Origin of the sequence: Pseudanabaena mucicola FACHB-723 (genome assembly GCF_014696385.1) — a bacterium.
In the GTDB taxonomy this organism is placed as follows: Bacteria; Cyanobacteriota; Cyanobacteriia; order Pseudanabaenales; family Pseudanabaenaceae; genus Pseudanabaena.
Map to the genome: position 1 here is coordinate 1 of NZ_JACJQB010000027.1, position 15,631 is coordinate 15,631.

At 44.1% G+C, this 15,631-nt stretch carries 12 protein-coding genes, 1 tRNA gene and 1 pseudogene; 9 read left to right on the forward strand and 5 right to left on the reverse strand.

Annotated features, from left to right (window positions below):
* Positions 1-463 precede the first annotated feature (463 nt).
* Positions 464-706: pseudogene (locus H6F41_RS12750) on the forward strand (hypothetical protein); the annotation flags it as partial.
* A 362-nt stretch (positions 707-1,068) separates the two neighbouring features.
* On the opposite strand, the gene chlP reads toward H6F41_RS12750, so the two are convergent.
* The gene (gene chlP, locus H6F41_RS12755) at positions 1,069-2,289 is read right to left on the reverse strand and encodes a geranylgeranyl reductase (protein ID WP_190403859.1); all 1,221 of its coding nucleotides are present in this window, start codon (positions 2,287-2,289) and stop codon (positions 1,069-1,071) included.
* A gap of 250 nt (positions 2,290-2,539) precedes the next feature.
* Between chlP and H6F41_RS12760 the strand changes: the two genes are divergently transcribed.
* Together H6F41_RS12760 and acsF are read left to right on the forward strand one after the other, a co-directional pair.
* Positions 2,540-4,252, forward strand: coding sequence for an alpha/beta hydrolase (locus tag H6F41_RS12760; protein ID WP_190403860.1), 1,713 nt, complete (start codon positions 2,540-2,542; stop codon positions 4,250-4,252).
* A gap of 206 nt (positions 4,253-4,458) precedes the next feature.
* A complete protein-coding gene (gene acsF / locus H6F41_RS12765; RefSeq protein WP_190403861.1) occupies positions 4,459-5,532 on the forward strand; it encodes a magnesium-protoporphyrin IX monomethyl ester (oxidative) cyclase in 1,074 nt (357 codons plus the stop codon).
* 54 nt (positions 5,533-5,586) lie between these two features.
* Here acsF and thyD read toward each other — a convergent pair whose 3' ends face one another.
* Complete coding sequence (thyD, locus tag H6F41_RS12770) at positions 5,587-6,507, reverse strand: thylakoid membrane protein ThyD (protein ID WP_190403862.1); 921 nt, start codon at positions 6,505-6,507, stop codon at positions 5,587-5,589.
* Between the two features lie 251 nt (positions 6,508-6,758).
* Here thyD and lpxA point away from each other — a divergent pair, with 251 nt between their 5' ends.
* Positions 6,759-7,589, forward strand: a complete 831-nt coding sequence (lpxA, locus tag H6F41_RS12775; protein ID WP_190403863.1) for an acyl-ACP--UDP-N-acetylglucosamine O-acyltransferase — start codon at positions 6,759-6,761, stop codon at positions 7,587-7,589.
* Positions 7,590-7,626: 37 nt separating this feature from the next.
* On the opposite strand, the gene H6F41_RS12780 is transcribed toward lpxA, so the two are convergent.
* Complete coding sequence (locus H6F41_RS12780) at positions 7,627-8,316, reverse strand: response regulator (RefSeq protein ID WP_190403864.1); 690 nt, start codon at positions 8,314-8,316, stop codon at positions 7,627-7,629.
* A gap of 143 nt (positions 8,317-8,459) precedes the next feature.
* Positions 8,460-10,052: a hypothetical protein gene (locus H6F41_RS12785; RefSeq protein ID WP_190403865.1), complete on the reverse strand. Its 1,593-nt coding sequence runs from the start codon at positions 10,050-10,052 to the stop codon at positions 8,460-8,462.
* 146 nt (positions 10,053-10,198) lie between these two features.
* On the opposite strand from H6F41_RS12785, the gene H6F41_RS12790 reads away from it, so the two are divergent.
* The 5 genes from H6F41_RS12790 to psbC all read left to right on the forward strand — a co-directional run bounded on the left by H6F41_RS12790 (position 10,199) and on the right by psbC (position 15,094).
* On the forward strand, positions 10,199-10,489 hold the full coding sequence (locus H6F41_RS12790; protein WP_190403866.1) for a DUF7734 family protein: 291 nt from the start codon (positions 10,199-10,201) through the stop codon (positions 10,487-10,489).
* Between the two features lie 13 nt (positions 10,490-10,502).
* A complete protein-coding gene (locus tag H6F41_RS12795) occupies positions 10,503-11,837 on the forward strand; it encodes an ATP-binding protein (protein ID WP_190403867.1) in 1,335 nt (444 codons plus the stop codon).
* Positions 11,838-11,940: 103 nt separating this feature from the next.
* Positions 11,941-12,014: transfer RNA gene (locus H6F41_RS12800), tRNA-Pro, on the forward strand.
* A gap of 414 nt (positions 12,015-12,428) precedes the next feature.
* Entirely contained in the window at positions 12,429-13,496 is a 1,068-nt protein-coding gene (gene psbD, locus H6F41_RS12805) for a photosystem II D2 protein (photosystem q(a) protein) (protein ID WP_190403868.1), read from the forward strand.
* 206 nt (positions 13,497-13,702) lie between these two features.
* Positions 13,703-15,094, forward strand: coding sequence for a photosystem II reaction center protein CP43 (gene psbC, locus H6F41_RS12810; RefSeq protein WP_190403869.1), 1,392 nt, complete (start codon positions 13,703-13,705; stop codon positions 15,092-15,094).
* Between the two features lie 97 nt (positions 15,095-15,191).
* Here the strand turns inward: psbC and H6F41_RS12815 are convergent, their stop codons facing one another.
* Positions 15,192-15,491: a 30S ribosomal protein PSRP-3 gene (locus tag H6F41_RS12815; RefSeq protein WP_009627931.1), complete on the reverse strand. Its 300-nt coding sequence runs from the start codon at positions 15,489-15,491 to the stop codon at positions 15,192-15,194.
* Positions 15,492-15,631: the final 140 nt, after the last annotated feature.

A 15,631-nucleotide genomic window follows, 5' to 3' on the forward strand; every position in this document is an offset into this window, starting at 1 on the left:
TGGACTGGAAAGCTACTTGTGATTTAACTCTTTCAGTTTTATTCCCTTCTGTCCTTTGGTTGAAACTTCTCAGGTATCTTCAAATTAGTGCCGATATTGCTGCTCGTCATGGCTTTGAAATTATTCTCAAACCCATTCCCACTTAACTCTTTTAGGAATGGTGCAAGATCTCAGTTATCTCAAAGTGATCAATGTTTTTATAGAATCAATCCACTTATTGATTTACCTGCTAGCATTGGTGGCTTGCATCTGGGATTTACCCAAGAGCAGGCTACCAATGTTTTTTCCTGAGAAGCTGTTCGCTTAGGACTATTGCGATCGCAATTGGGGTTATGGTGACGATGATTGACTAGTGACTAATAAAACCACTGACCTCTAGCAAATAGGTTGATGCCATATAGGGCTAGACCACCGCAAGCGAAAGCTAATACCCCATATGCGATCTGAAATGCACCCAAAATGGGCTATCAATTTTCTGGCTTACTTACGCAATCACCGTCAGCGCATTTCTGAGTATGGCTATTTACAGAATCAGGGAGTTACCATCGGCTCAGGCTCAGTTGAATCGACAATTAAGCAGATTGGTCGTCGGGGCAAGATTTCTGGCGCTCAGTGGAATAAAGACAATGTTGCTCAAGTTTTGAAATATCGTTGCGCTTATCTCAATGGCTATTGCTATTCTCCTAAGTATTTACTCAGTGCCTAATTGAGATGCTCCCTCTGTGATTTGTCCTAACTATCCTTTTTTTCTATATCATGAAAGAATTATCAGGAGTGATCAAGAGATACATTCCCTACGTGAGTATATTTTGACTAATCCTAAAAATTAGAAAATCACTCTTTAATTGACCATCGACCATTACGTTAAGAAGTAAAACGTTATTTAGCTATAGCCAAGTAAGCTAAGACATAAAACCCAAAGAAGAGTTGCGGCGCGAAGCGCCGCAACTCTTCTTTGGGTTTTGGGGTTGTCCTAACATAACTAGCTACTGCTATATTTCAAGATAAAAAGACTGGTGTAGCAAGAAAAATCTCACTACACCAGTCTTTAGTTTTCTATCTTTTTTATTAAGGCGCTAGAGCATTGCCACGCAGCAAGCTACCGATTGTCTTGAAGGTAATCTTTAACTGAGTTAAAGGATTAGCAGGAACGACAGTCTTGTAGAGATAGCTGTCAAAGGTGAGCTTCTGCACATCCTTATCCGCACACATTTCTACAAAAGCTTCACGGGTTGCATTGGTGGCGTAAAACACATTCTGAAGAATGTCTAAAACCTTGTAGGTCAAGCCATACTGCTTATCCCAACGCTTGATGTAAACCTTGAGATCGGCTTCGGTGGGGATGCGCTTACCTGCGGCAGCAAACTCAACAATCGCTTCAGCACACATCCGACCAGACTTAGCCGCAAAGTAAATACCTTCACCACTAGATTTAGTCACATAGCCAGCCGCATCGCCAACAAGGGCAATCCGACCAACGACACGACGAGGACGGGGATGCTCAGGAATTGGGTGAGCTTCAACTTTGATTACTTCGCCGCCTTCGATGCGAGGTAAAGCGCGGGCGCGAATACCAGCTTGCAATTGCTTGATCATGCGTTGGTTTTTGTGCATTGTGCCAGTACCAACGGCAACGTGATCGTATTTAGGGAAGACCCATGCGTAAAAATCGGGTGAAACGTCATCACCCACATACATTTCGGCAAGATCTTTGTAATATTCCATCTTGTCTGCGGGGATGCGAATGCGTTCTTGGAATGCGATCGCATAATTATAATCACCAGCATCCATAGCTTTAGCAACTACGGAGTTAGCGCCATCAGCACCCACAATCAGATCAATTTCGAGGGTACGGATTACACCTTCGTTACCACCTTCGGCAAAGTCGGAGTAGGTGATGACGTAGGGCTGATTCCCGTTGTTATTAATTTTGATATCAAGGACGCGACCATTGATCAGCTTTGCGCCGAGATCAGCAGCACGGTTACGCAAAAATGCATCGAGAACTTCGCGGCGACACATGCCGATATATTCATCGGGATTGTCTAATTTAATGTCTACTTCCACATTGCTGGGAGAGATCATTTTCATATTGCGAACGCGACGATCGATGATTTCGTCAGGCAACTCAAACTCAGAAACCATACATAGAGGAATTGCTCCACCGCAGGGTTTGGCGTTGTCCAGCTTACGCTCAAATATGTAGGTTTCAATTCCTGCTTTGGCAAGTGTTTCAGCCGCGCAAGAACCCGCAGGTCCGCCGCCTACAACAGCAACTCGTAATGTCAAAATGCGCTCCTAAAGCTTTATTTAATCAAGGTTTAACTACTCTGGATGTTAGCATTCACGCCCTAGAGATTGGGGCAAAATTGACGAATATTAACATTTGTATTGTTTTGTATAGTGCGATCGCAAAACACAAGAAGAGAGTTGCGGAATTAATTTGCGAGGTTGTGAAGAGAACTAATGACTTATTCAGGAAAATAAAATTTTGTGTTAGGTTGAATCATCCATCTGTTATATATAAGGCGATCCAAATATGAAATATCTCAACTCGCCGATTGGAAAAGTAATTGAAACTATTACGAAGCGGTTGATACCCCGTTCGGCTGCCTTGATGATTTTGTTAAGTGCGATCGCAAGTGTGGCGATGGTCAAGCCTAGTGAAGCTGCCGACACAGTTAACTTTCGTTATAGTCTTTTTGAAGTTTCCGTATCGGTTGATGACTTGGAAACTTTTGCGAAGTCAGGGGAATTGCGGGGAGCATTAGACATGGCATCTCGGTACATTCCTGCGGCGGATATGGCAAATTTTCGGCGGATTTTATCTGAACGTGCCGATGTGCCGATTGTTTTGCTATCACGATTTCTCTATACATCTCAAGGTGAGCGCTCCCTCGATATTCTCGGTGAGTTTATTACCACGGGACCCAACTTATCGGGAAATCGAGCAATTCGGGCGGCAGCGGTTTTGGCAACTGCTGATCGGGAAAATGGACTGACGTTATTAAACTTTTTACGCAAATTTCCGACTTCAGATATTTATTTTGATATTCAATCGGGATTACAAACTGTAAGTGAATTGACTGACCTATTGCAAAATACCCAAAAAGTGGTGCAAATGGTTAATGATCAAGCGAATACACAGTCTCAGGCAAGTGCGACAACACAGCCATTGCAGTTAGCTGATTTGCGAAATAAGGGGCAATCGCAGTGGGATCGCTATAGTCTCAATGCGCCATCTTTAGACCAAAAATATGAAATTCCCTTCTATTTATTTGTCCCCAAAAATTCTAGTCTGTCGGGCATTTCTGCACTTATACCAAATAAGATTAATGCGATCGTGATCTATCCTGGATTAATCTCTACTCGTGAGCCGTTGCTTTATTTAGCAGAACATTTAGCATCCTATGGCTTTGCGGTTGTCCTGACTATTTCACCCAATAGTAGCCAAGAACAGTTAGATAAATTGATTATTGGGGTCGCTAGTGAAATTGCGCCGCCAGAAAGTTTTATTGAGCGTCCTAATGACATTACAGCAGTGCTGAACTACATCGAAAAATCAGCACCAGTCGATAATCCGAATAGCCAGAAAATTGATTGGCAAAATGTCGGCATGATTGGTCACTCTTTTGGTGGCTATGCAGCCCTTGCTTTAGTTAGTGATGCCAAGATTCAATTTGCTGATTTGGCGGAAGCATGTCAAAAATCGAAATGGAATGCTTCTTTATTCCTGCAATGTGTGGCTTTGAAACTGCCAAATACTGCAAGCTATCAACTGGGTGATCCCCGCATTAAAGCTGTGATGGCGGTTAACCCTGTGACTAGCCATGTTTTAGGTAAACCAAATCTCAGCAAAATTACTGTACCGATCGCTCTAGTTGGTAGCTCTGATGATACTTTTGCCCCGCTAGTTTCTGAGCAAGTCGTGCCATTTACATGGCTAACGGCAACCAATCGTTATTTGTTACTGCTCAATCGGGCTGGACATACGGCGGTGACAGCAATTACATCAAGTGATCGCATTAGTCCTGAGATTAGTAATATCCTTGCGGGTCCCAATGCGATCGCAGCCCAAAATTACCTCAAGTTATTCAGCGTTGCTTTTTTTAAAAATCACCTTTCCCAAGAAAATAACTTTGCCGAATACCTAACCTCTGCATATTTTGCCAATATCTCAACACCTGCGGCACAGGTGAGCTTGTTGCGATCACTAAGTATAGAAACCGTGAGTAATGCGATCGCAAATTAATTAATTTAAATAAACCCCAGATATCCAAGCCGCCCGCCTAACGGGTGGCTTGGATAATATACTTAATGCTTCTTAACAAGCAAACCTTATTTCTAGATATAACTACCCATAAACTAGAGACTAGTCGTAAAATAGGCAGTCATATAGGTATATACACTGCAATTTATTAGCAAAATCCTTTAGCGGCATTTAAAAAATACGAACATATGGTAGCTACCCCTTCTAAACCCGATGTCCAGTCAAACCAAAAGGTGAACGGGACTGGCCGACGCGAAACTATCCTGACCCCACGCTTCTACACCACCGACTTTGAAGCGATGGCAAATATGGACATCTTCGATCTCAAGCCAGATTACGAAGCTATCCTTGAAGAATTTAAGTTTGACTATAACCGTCGTCACTTTGTACGGACTGCTGATTTTAATCAAGATTGGAGTCAAATCGATCCAACAGTGAAGGAACATTTCCGCGTCTTCCTTGAGGGATCTTGTACATCAGAATTTTCGGGATTTTTACTTTACAAGGAAATTGCTGTCAAAATCAAAGACAAGAACCCTTTGATGGCAGAAATTTTTAGCCTCATGAGCCGTGACGAAGCGCGTCATGCTGGCTTCTTGAATAAAGCTATGCCTGACTTTGATCTGCAACTAGATCTTTCCACACTTTCCAAGACCAAGAAATACGTTTACTTCGCACCGAAGTTTATTTTCTACGCCACCTATCTTTCAGAAAAGATTGGCTACTGGCGTTATATCAAGATTCACCAACATTTCCTTGCTCATCCTGAATATCGCATTTACCCAATCTTCAATTTCTTTGAAAATTGGTGTCAAGACGAGAGCCGCCATGGTGACTTCTGTAGCTTACTTCTCCGCAGTGAGCAGAATAATATCAAGGGCATCAGAGCTAATCTCTGGAGCAAGTTCTTCTTGCTCTCGGTATTTGCGACTATGTATCTCAACGATATTTGTGTTCGCAATGAGTTCTATGAATCGATTGGCATGGATACTCGCAAATATGTTGAAGAAGTTCTCCGCGAAACCAACCGTGACGCAGCCAAGGCTTTCCCTGTAATTATGGACTTGGAAAATCCTAAGTTCTGGTCTTGCCTGAAGAAGTGTGAAGAAAACAACGCTAAGTTAGTAGCGATCGACGAGTCTAATGCTCCTGAATGGCTCAAGAAGATTAAGAAACTGCCTTACCTTGCCAACAATGGGGTGCAGTTTTTGACTATGTATCTCCAGCCTTCAATTCCTGCTCCTAAGGGCGTAGTTCTCTAATCAGTCAATCAACAAAAAAGGTGGTGCTTTGCACCACCTTTTTTTCTGCGGATTTTAGCTGAAAATTTCACCCAACGCCCGATCAATATTGGGATATTTGAACGAGAACTTATTGATTTCGGCTTTGTGCGGTAATACCTTCTGACCATCCAGCAATACCGATGCGCCTTCCCCAAACACTAAAATTAGGGCGGCGGCGGGGACTGGTAAGAAAGCAGGTCGTTTAATCGCTTTGGCAAAAGCAACGGTAAACTCCTCATTAGTAACAGGTTGAGGAGCAGTGCCATTGAGCGCACCTGTAACTTGATCATTGTTGAGTGCATAAATAATTAGCTCCACCCAATCATCACGGTGAATCCAAGAAAACCACTGTTTCCCTGAGCCAATTTTGCCGCCACCACCAACTTGGAAAATCGGTAGCATTTTTGCGATCGCACCGCCCATTCCCAAGACAATACCTGTGCGGAGTTTAACTAGACGTACTCCCAAATTAGTGACAGGATCGGCTGCTGCTTCCCAATCACGACAGATATCGGCTAAAAAGTCATTACCGCGATCGCTATATTCATCAAAGGATTTATCTAAACTTGTCCCGTAATAGCCAATCGCCGAGCCACTGATTAATACCTTGGGCTTTACCTCAGCATTACTGATCGCCTCCACTAAGATCTTGGTAGTCAAAACGCGGCTATCACGAATTTCCTGCTTGCGTTTATCTGTCCAGCGCACACCTGCAATTGGTTCACCAGCAAGATTAATCACTGCATCACTGCCAGAGATCTCCTGAGTCCAATCACCTAAGGCAAAGGGCTTGTAGCCAACAATTTTGACATTAGGAAATGCCTCTGATGGAAACTGACGACTAGCTTTTTCGACATTACGGCATAGCACAACAATATGATCTCCTAAAGCCTGTAAGCGCTCAACTAGCTTTACGCCAACAAATCCCGTAGCACCCGTAATGACAATTTTCATAATCTAATTTGTAATCTAATTTGTAATCTGGTTGAGATGATTTGCTTAAGTAGCTAGCTAATTAAAACCCAGAGCTAGAACCTGTGGCGCATGCGCAGCGTGCGCCACAGGTTCTAAGGCTTTATATTTAATTATGCTTAGTTACTTAATATCCATAGTCATCCTAAATCACTTGGTTGGGAATTTTTTGATGTAGACTGTTCCTTACTTTGCTATTGCTGTAGACCGTAGCCTCACATTTCCCCATTTTCATGCCCAATACTAATATTACGATTCATCCTCGCGCTATCGTTCATCCCAACGCCAAAATTGGTGAAGGTACATCTATTGGTGCTGATGCCATTGTTGATGAATTTGTGGAAATTGGCGATCGCTGCGAAATTAGGGCAAGGGCGATCGTTACGGGGCATACCAAGCTTGGTAATGACAATCAAGTTGGCTATGGTGCAATTATTGGTTCTGAGCCGCAGGACACTTCCTATAAGGGGGCAGTGACCTTTGTAGAAATTGGCGATCGCAATATTTTTCGTGAATATGCCACCGTCAACCGTGGCACGAAGGAAGGCTCGGTTACCAAAATCGGTAATGACAATTTGCTATTTACTGGCGCACATGTCGCCCATAACTGCAAAATTGGCAATCGGGTCATTTTAGTCAACAACGTTTTGCTAGCGGGCTATGTCGAGGTAAATGATTACGCCTTTATGGGGGGCGACTCCGTGGTACATCAGTTTACGCGGATTGGCTCCTATGCAATGGTACGCGGACAAACTCGCCTTGGTATGGATGTCCCACCCTACTGCATGGCAGTAGACACAAATATGGTGCTGGGCTTAAATCGCCTTGGGTTACGTCGTAATGGTTTTAGCCATGAGCGCCGTCGTCAAATTTTGGCAGCCTATGATGTTATTTATCGGTCAGGACGCAATCGTTCTCAAGCTTTGCAATTCTTGGAGTCCTCTGCCGAGTTTGCAGAAAATCCCGATATTCAACTCTTTTGCAATTTTATTAAAGCTAGCTCACGCGGCATTTGTAAGCTCTATGAACGCGGCGCTAGTCGCATTGAAGAAGATCGTGAATAAAAAAAGAGCGCAGAGCGCTCTTTTTTTATTTATTTAGCTATTTGACTAAACCTGCTCGCAGAGCGCGGACAGCCGCCTGTGTTCGATCATCCGCACATAGTTTATTCAAAATGTTACGCACATGAGTCTTGACCGTGCCGACGGTGATATAAAGTCTTTCGGCAATTTCAGCATTGCTATTGCCATTGACGATCTCCGACAAAACTTCTAGCTCACGCTCGGTTAGAGGTGTCGCTTGTAACACCTGTTTGTAGTCTGCTTCGGCAGCATCAATCTCGACAGTTGCCTCACGGCGACGTACCTGTTGCAAAACAATATTTGCGATCGCAGGATCAATCCATGAGTTGCCCTCAGCAGTGAGTTTTAATGCTTGGACAAGATTATCGGAACTAATATCTTTGATGCAATAGGAATCTGCACCTGCGGCAAAGGCAGCCAAAACCGTCTCTTGATTATCGGTCAGGGTCAGAATTAAAACCTTAGTGGCTCTCCCTGCTTCCGTGGCAGCAGCCTTAATTTGGCGAGTTACCTCCACCCCATCGATATCAGGCAAACCTAAATCAACAATGGCTACATCAGGTTGTTGGCTATTTACTAAGGAAACGCCTTCATTCCCCGTTGCCGCCTCACCTACAAACACCAGATCGACCTGCTGTTGCAAAGCGATCTTCATGCCCATGCGGGTCAGGTCATGGTCTTCAATTAGGACAACACGAATCGAACTCATAAGCACTTGTGCAGATTATGCATAGTCAGTATTGATACCAGAATCTCATAGAAAGGTACAAAAACTAATATTAAGTAGTTAGGCTAGAAACCTTTGCCGCACACACAGCTTGCGGCAAAGGTTCAGGAAATATGCTGAGATCCTTAATTTTTTCCTACCACAAAGGCTTTGTCGATACTTTGGCTATATTTTGCGCCACTCTTGGTAATTTGATTGATCACAATGCCATAGGCGGCGTTGTTATTCTCCCTGAGCCAAGGTGAGCAATAGCGACCAATCGGCAAAGTATAGGTATTCCCACTAACGACAGCACCGTTATTTGGCTCAGCTTTGGGTGGAATTTTAAACGCAATCTTACGTCTGGATTGATAATCACTAGCCACTGCACCCGTTGCCGATTGCTTGCTAAAACATTCCACTTCGATCTCCGCCTCTTTGAGCAGTTCTCTGACATTGCCGCGATCGCTGAGGACGAGTTGGTTATCAGTGCTGACTCCTGAAATGCTTTGAAGTTGGAAGGCTTTGACGCGATCGGGGGCGAATCCTCCTGTAATTTTGATCACTTGCAAGCTGTCAGGGGACTGACTAGAAATAACTTGGTATTCCAACGTGCCTGGTAAGTCGTACTCAAGTTGAGCGATTTCATTGTTGACATTCACGGTTGCTCCAATTTCTACCCGCTCAATCCCTAACGATGCAGGTGTCATCGGTGCGGCCCATTCAAATTGATAGGCGAGTCGCGCCGTATCCTTTAAATAGGTGTAGCGATCAGGGACATCAGAACTAGGGCGCAACAGGCGCAATAGTCCACTGCGCTCAACCCAAATATTTTTGACGAGGGTCACTTTTTTGCCCAATGCAACTGCTAAGGGTTTGCGATCGCTAATAACTTCTGTAGGAATGTCTAAACGCGGGATGAGGGTGATTTTGCCGTAGCTGCCCGTAGTGCCAAGCCGCCCATTGTTGCCCGTTGCCCCATTCTCACCATCACTACATTGGTAATAACTAGTGCGAGCAACACCTTTGTTGAAACGACGATAGCGCCAGTTTCCTTCGACATATTCCGAGTTGCGCGTAAATCGTTCTGAATTGCGATCGTTGCGCCATTCATCGGAAGAGCGTCCACAGATTCTAGTTTCGCTAGAGTAAGCTTGCCAAACGACGTTTTTTTTGTCCGCCGATGCGGAATCTGCATCGAAGACGGGGCGACGCTCGGTTTCGATAGTGCAATACTGAACTCTCCATTTGTCCTCATTGCATTCACAGCCAGAGCCACCCAAGGCTCCGCGTCCATTGCGACCACCACGCCCACCTGAGTTGCGGATTTCCACTTGCTGTAAATTAGCAATATTGGTATAAAAAATCGTGGCATTGCCGCCATTACCGCCATTACCGCCGTTGCCGCCATTGCCGCCCCGTCCACCCGATGCACCTATAAGAGAAAATTCGGGTCTATAGGGTTGTTCACAACTACTTGCCGAGCGTCCTGATCTGCCATCCTCGCCATCTTCGCCGATTGTGCCAGTGAGATCATAGGTCGCAGGTCTACCATCAGCACTAATTCTCAAGTCTTGTCCATCTCGACCACTACGACCATCTCGACCAACTTCGCCATCTTGCCCAGTCCTTCCAAAACTAGTTTGGGCAATTGCCGATAGGCTAAATAAAGGCAGGGTCAAGCTTGCAAATACTAAAGCCTGAATAAGCGATCGATTATTACCCATTTTCCACATCATCGTTAAATGCCTTTGCCACTCTAGTTAGAACTGTATAGGTCGCTAGTCTTGTCAAGAACGAGTTCACTCGCTTAGATAGCTATATAAGCTATATATTGTATGGATTTACACTGCCTAGTCTAAAATTAAAATAAAGAATCTTTACTATGTCCGTAAATCAAGGTCAGCAATTAGAAAACTACACTAATAAACACCCTCAGGAAGTTCTACTGGTCAAGCTACAGGTCGACGACGAACTAGATGAGGTGATGATCTTCAGAGGTTTTTCTAGTTCGTTGATGCGCCCGACTGCCTTTGATCCTGATGTACCCATAATTTGCGATCGCGCCAAAATTTTGACCATCGATCGCCTCGCAGCTCCTTACAACCCCAGCCAGCCCAACTACCTTCAACAGGGGATAACATGGGAACAGTTTCAGGAAATTGAGAAGCTTTAAATTTGGACTAAATATGCTTGATCAGATGCGGCAATCCCTTTATGTAAAACAGGTCAAGATTGCGGCTTTGTTGCTTTATCAAAATGTTTTAGAGCAAGAAATTGGCGAAATCTACAAAAGACTCCTGCAATGTTTATCTAACTACGCTCCCAGTGACCATCAACAGGAATCTGCAAGTCGGCTAGATTATTTAACTGTCTATGGCAAATGGTTTAGGGAAATTGCTGCGACGGGATATAACTGGCGCGACTATATAATTTCTCAAATTCTTGCCTCAGAGAATCCTTTTAGCTTGCGATCGCAAAATCTTTCCCTTGAACAAATGCCGTCATCTTTAGTTGCCGCGTCAAATCATGACTTGCGAGTCTTAGAAGAAATTAGTCTCTGGGGTGGTGATAAATTAATTGGCTTGCTTGAGGACGATAGTTGTGCTGTGCCTTGGCAGTTGGAATTCAGTGATTTGTCCCATCTTTCCGAAACCAAGAGATCGCTAATCCGTAAATTTCAAGTAACCGACGACTGGACGCAGTTGTTGCCTGAATTAGCCAACTATTATCAACAGGCAGGCACAGGCATCTTTACCAATTACGATGCTTTCCGATGGAGTAAAGATCGTCTAGAGGGAATTACATATCCTGACTTGGTAAGAATATCTGACTTGGTAGGTTATGAACATCAACGGCAAACCCTTTACCGAAATACTGAAGCCTTTCTATCGGGATATCACGGGCTGCACACATTACTCTATGGCAGTCGTGGCACTGGCAAATCATCGCTAGTAAAATCATTAATGTATGCCTATCGCGATCGCGGTTTACGCCTGATCGAGGTTGCCAAGCATGATCTTAAGGACTTGCCAGTAATTGCTGATCTGCTGCGCCAAGTTCCACAGAAATTTATTATTTTTGTGGATGATTTATCCTTTGAAAAAGAAAGTGAAGACTACAAGGCTCTGAAAATAGTATTAGAGGGTAACCTCTCATCGCAGCCAGATAATTTATTGGTTTACGCCACTTCCAACCGCCGCCACTTACTGCGTGAATATTTTAGCGATCGGCCTAGTCTCAAAGATCTTAGTGATCAAAAAGAGATTAATCCTTGGGATACGATGCAGGAAAAATTATCTCTCAGCGATCGCTTTGGCTTAACACTGACATTTTTGCAAGCCGATCAAGAGATTTACCTTAAAATCGTCCATCATCTCGCTAAACGTGCAGGTATTGACCTATCACCATCCGATCTTGATTTTCGAGCCTTACAATGGGCAACTCGTCATAATGGTCAGTCAGGGCGTACTGCTCAGCAATTTATCAACTACTTACAAGCAGATCTCCAAGCTCAGAAATAGCCTAATCGAGGGGCAGCGCTTCGCGCCGACCCTCGATTCTTTTTTATTTTTGAAAATAAATTATTGTATTTAGCAATTTATGTAGTAACATAGATATTCGCAACGGGATGTAGCGCAGCTTGGTAGCGCGCCTGCTTTGGGAGCAGGATGCCGTAGGTTCGAATCCTATCATCCCGATTCAAAAATCTAAGCAACTCAAATATAATTAAAGCAAAGCGCACAATTCCAGATAGTCTTGTGCGCTTTGCTTTTTAGGTTTATTGCCTAATTTGCGATCGCTAGCCTACGATAGATATCTGAAGATATCTGACCTAAAATCTTTAGAGTCTAGATCTAAATCAACTAGCTGTAAAAATTCATTTTTTTAACAAATTAGTTGATAAATTTATTGTTTTGTCAAGCAGACAAAATCTATTTAACACTTTTTTAAGATTGTTTACCCCTCTATATGTGATCAGTAAATATACCTAAAACATCTGTGCTGAGAGCTTTTGACGATTTTAATTATTTGATCAGAAGTCAAACGTAAAGATGTGTTAAGCTATTTTCAAATCCATATAAATACTAGTAGTTAAAGCAGGATTTAAAATTATGACCATTGCAATGGGCAGGTCGCAGGAAGTCGAAAGAGGATGGTTTGACATCATCGACGACTGGCTAAAGCGCGACAGATTTGTATTTATTGGCTGGAGTGGCTTGTTGCTATTCCCCACCGCATTTTTATCTATTGGTGGTTGGTTTACTGGGATCACCTTCGTATCTTCTTGGTACACCCACGGTCTAGCTTCTAGCTTCCTCGAAGGATGCAACATCTTGACCGTAGCTGTATCTTCTCCCGCATTGAGTGTTGGTCACTCCTTGCTCTTGCTCTGGGGCCCTGAAGCCCAAGGCGACTTTACCCGTTGGTGCCAAATCGGTGGTCTTTGGACATTTTTGGCTTTGCACGGTGCGTTCGCTCTGATTGGCTTCATGCTACGTCAGTTTGAAATTGCGCGTCTAGTCGGTATCCGTCCTTACAATGCGATCGCCTTCTCTGGCCCCATCGCCGTATTCGTATCCGTCTTCTTGATGTACCCCTTGGGTCAGTCTGGTTGGTTCTTCGGTCCAACCTTCGGCGTAGCTGGTATCTTCCGTTTCATCTTGTTCCTACAAGGTTTCCACAACTGGACTTTGAACCCCTTCCACATGATGGGTGTTGCAGGTATCCTTGGTGGCGCATTGCTCTGTGCTATTCACGGCGCAACCGTTGAAAACACCTTATTTGAAGATGGCGAAGGCAGCAGCTCTAACACCTTCAAAGCTTTCAACCCCACCCAAGCTGAAGAAACTTACTCCATGGTTACAGCTAACCGCTTCTGGAGCCAAATCTTCGGTATTGCATTCTCCAACAAGCGTTGGTTGCACTTCTTCATGCTATTCGTACCTGTAACTGGCCTATGGTTCAGCAGTGTCGGTATTGTTGGTTTAGCATTAAACTTGCGCGCCTATGACTTCGTATCTCAAGAAGTCCGCGCTGCGGAAGATCCTGAATTTGAAACCTTCTACACCAAGAACTTGCTCTTGAATGAAGGTATTCGCGCTTGGATGGCTCCTCAAGACCAACCAGCCGAAAGATTCATCTTCCCTGAAGAAGTATTGCCTCGTGGTAACGCACTGTAATTTTCTTGAAACATTTTGTACAGCGCTTGTTGCTGTACAAAATCTCTTATTAGCTATTAGATGTCAGCGCAGTTCGACTAGTTTTTAGATTATGATGGATTTCATCAAACTTCTAAATGTTAGCAGCTACCTAAACTGGTATCTGATAGCTAAAAAATTATTTGCACTCTAAAAACCTATAAAAAGCTCTCTGGAGATACCCTCTCGTGACGACGACCATTAACTTAAACTCGCTAGGAGTGGGCGGGCGTACACAAGATACATCAGGTTTTGCTTGGTGGTCTGGCAACGCACGACTCATTAACCTTTCTGGCAAACTGCTGGGCGCTCACGTTGCTCACGCTGGTTTGATTGTATTCTGGGCTGGCGCAATGACTTTGTTTGAAGTCGCGCACTTTGTTCCCGAAAAGCCAATGTATGAGCAAGGCTTTATCCTTTTGCCTCACCTTGCAACCCAAGGTTGGGGTGTGGGTGCTGGCGGCGAAGTTGTTGACGTATTCCCATACTTCGTAGTTGGTGTTTTACACCTTATTTCTTCTGCAGTACTTGGCTTTGGTGGAATTTACCACGCATTGCGCGGTCCTGAAGTTCTTGAAAACTATTCCTCATTCTTCGGTTACGACTGGAAAGACAAGAATCAAATGACCAATATCATTGGTTATCACTTGATCTTGTTAGGATGTGGCGCACTTCTGCTCGTATTCAAGGCGATGTTCTTTGGTGGTCTCTACGATACATGGGCTCCTGGTGGTGGCGATGTACGTGTTATCACCAATCCAACCATTAACCCTGTTGTTATCTTTGGCTACTTGCTAAATTCTCCCTTTGGTGGCGAAGGCAACATTGTTGGTGTTGACAACCTTGAGGATGTAGTTGGCGGACATATTTGGATCGGCTTTATCTGCATCGGTGGTGGTATCTGGCACATCCTTACTAAGCCTTTCGGTTGGGCACGTCGTGCCTTGGTTTGGTCTGGTGAAGCATATCTTGCCTATAGCCTTGGTGCATTGAGCCTGATGGCATTTATCGCTACTTGCTTCGTTTGGTTCAACAACACTGTTTATCCTAGCGAATTCTTTGGTCCTACTGGCGCTGAAGCTTCTCAATCTCAAGCTTTCACCTACCTTGTGCGTGACCAAAAGTTAGGTGCAAACATTGCAACTTCACAAGGGCCTACAGGTCTTGGTAAGTATCTAATGCGCGCTCCTTCTGGCGAAATCATCTTTGGTGGTGAAACCATGCGTTTCTGGGACTTCCGTGGTCCTTGGTTGGAGCCTCTCCGTGGTCCTAACGGTTTGGATATCGACAAACTCAAGAATGACGTTCAACCTTGGCAAGTACGTCGTGCTGCTGAGTACATGACTCATGCTCCTTTGGGTTCTTTGAACTCAGTTGGTGGCGTTATCACTGAAATCAACGCAGTTAACTTCGTATCTCCTCGCTCTTGGTTGTCTACTTCTCACTTCGTATTGTCCTTTATGTTCTTGGTAGGTCACCTATGGCATGCTGGTCGCGCTCGTGCGGCTGTTGCTGGCTTTGAAAAGGGTATTGACCGCAAGACTGAGGCTGTACTTTCTATGCCTGACCTTGACGGCTGATCATTAAACAAAAAATGTCAGCGTTGCACGCTGACATTTTTGGAAAAAGAAAAAGAGGAGAAAGCCAAGCTTTCTCCTCTTTTTTGTTTTCTGATGCTTAGTTACTACCAGTAAATATGACATCAGGGAATTTACCTTGAGCTTCAGTCATTGGGCGATTTTTGCCTTCTTGTTGCCAGTAATTAATTACTTCGGTTGCCTTATTTAAAATCTCGATCCGATCTTGATCGGCAATCCAAGGCTTGCTTTCCATTTCTGATTTGAGTTGATCCCAAGCATCATCACGGGGCCAGAAGAAATACTTGGTGAGAGGGCTGAAACCTTTACCGACGACTTGGTCAACGGCAAGAGCTACGTTATTCTCTAACCATAAGATTTTTAGAATAAACTGGGACAATGCTACCTACCTCCAACAAAATTTAAATTACATATTAAAGTAGCGATCTTCCATAGTAGCATAGTCAGCCATATCAACGCTACTACAGTTCAAGGTCGTAGCTTCGGTTAGATGCTTTAAAACTAAAGCGGGAGAAGTGA